This window comes from Aquabacterium sp., from assembly GCF_021768455.1.
In the GTDB taxonomy this organism is placed as follows: domain Bacteria; phylum Pseudomonadota; class Gammaproteobacteria; order Burkholderiales; family Burkholderiaceae_C; genus Aquabacterium.
In genome coordinates this window covers 1-1,515 of record NZ_JAIZVX010000293.1, presented here as the reverse complement: position 1 = coordinate 1,515, position 1,515 = coordinate 1, and the positions used below count along the sequence as shown (strand labels likewise).

Sequence of the window (1,515 nt, the reverse complement as noted above, 5' to 3'; positions counted from 1 at the left end):
AAAGGAACTCCCTTTGAATCTTATAAGGTGCAGGTTGCAGTAACTACTGCTGAAGGTCGAACCATGCAAGATGAATTTACTGTTGAGATTGAAGAGGACTAAATGGCCCAACTATTTGCAAACAATGCTTCAAGCCAGCTGCTGTCTGGTATCAGCAATATCTCCCTTACTTTGCAAGTAGCTTCGGGTGATGGTGCTCTGTTCCCTGCGATTACTGGATCGGATTGGTTCCTCTGCACTCTGTCTAAGATCAGCAGTGGTATTGAATCCAATCGTGAGATCGTCAAGGTAACTGCTCGTGCTGGTGATGTGTTCACCATTGTTCGTGCTCAGGAAGGTACGACAGCTAAGGTATTTGCTGAGAGTGATTACATCTCTCTCCGTCATACTGCTGCTGAAGCTACTTCTACTGAAGCGCATAAGAACAGCACCAGTAATCCACACAGTGTAACCAAGGCTCAAGTTGGTCTGGGTAACGCAGATAACACTGCTGATGCAAACAAGGCTGTGGCTTCTGCTGCTGTACTGACGACTGCACGAACCATTGATGGTCAGAGCTTCAATGGCTCTGCAAACATCACTGTTATAGCCCCTGCTACCAATGCAGCAACCAGTAAAGCTACTCCTGATGATGCGGATGCATTGCCTATCGTAGATTCTGCTTCTAGTAATACCTTGAAGAAGGTTACTTGGGCAAATCTGAAGGCTACGCTGAAGACTTATTTCGATACCTTGTACCCAGCTGAAACTGCTACCACGATCAAGAGTGCTCTGGGTATCACTACGCTGTCTGGTTCGAATACAGGTGATCAAACCATTACTCTGACTGGTGATGTTACCGGTTCAGGTACTGGAAGCTTTTCTGCAACCATTGCTAACAGTGCAGTGACCTTGGCTAAGATGGCTAACATGGCTTCTGGTGGGATTATGTATCGGAAGACTGCTGGTGCTGGTGCTCCAGAAGTACAGACCTTGGCTACTCTGAAGACTGACCTTGGTTTGACGGGTACTAACTCTGGTGATCAAACCAGTATTGTAGGTATCACTGGTACCAAGGCTCAGTTTGATACTGCTGTTACTGATGCAGATCTGGCTATCCTTGGAGCTAATGACTTTGCAGATACGGTACAACAACGAGCACTGTTTAAAGACTGTGCTGTGGTAGCTGTTGATCTGGGTAACTCTGGCACTTCCACTGTGACCTTTGATTACACAGCAGGTAGTAAGCAGAAGGTGACTGCAACAGGTAACCATACCTTTGCCTTCTCTAACTGGCCACCTACTGGTAATGAAGGTTACATGCGTGTGGATTTCATCAACTATGGTGCCTACACGATCACACCTCCTACCGTAACTTGGACCAACCCAGACGGTACTGAGACGACTTCGTTGTCCACCCATTTCACTGCATTGGCTGCTTCTGGTGGTCGCTCTGGCTTCACAGCTTCAGGTATCACCAAAGCCATCTTCTGGTCTGCTGATGCTGGTACAACTGTTTATGGAAAGTTCATCTAA

General features: G+C 46.9%; 1 protein-coding gene. It reads left to right on the top strand.

Annotated elements, in window-relative coordinates:
• Positions 1 to 102 precede the first annotated feature (102 nt).
• On the top strand, positions 103 to 1,515 hold the full coding sequence (locus tag QZ994_RS19860) for a hypothetical protein (RefSeq protein WP_290877823.1): 1,413 nt from the start codon (positions 103 to 105) through the stop codon (positions 1,513 to 1,515).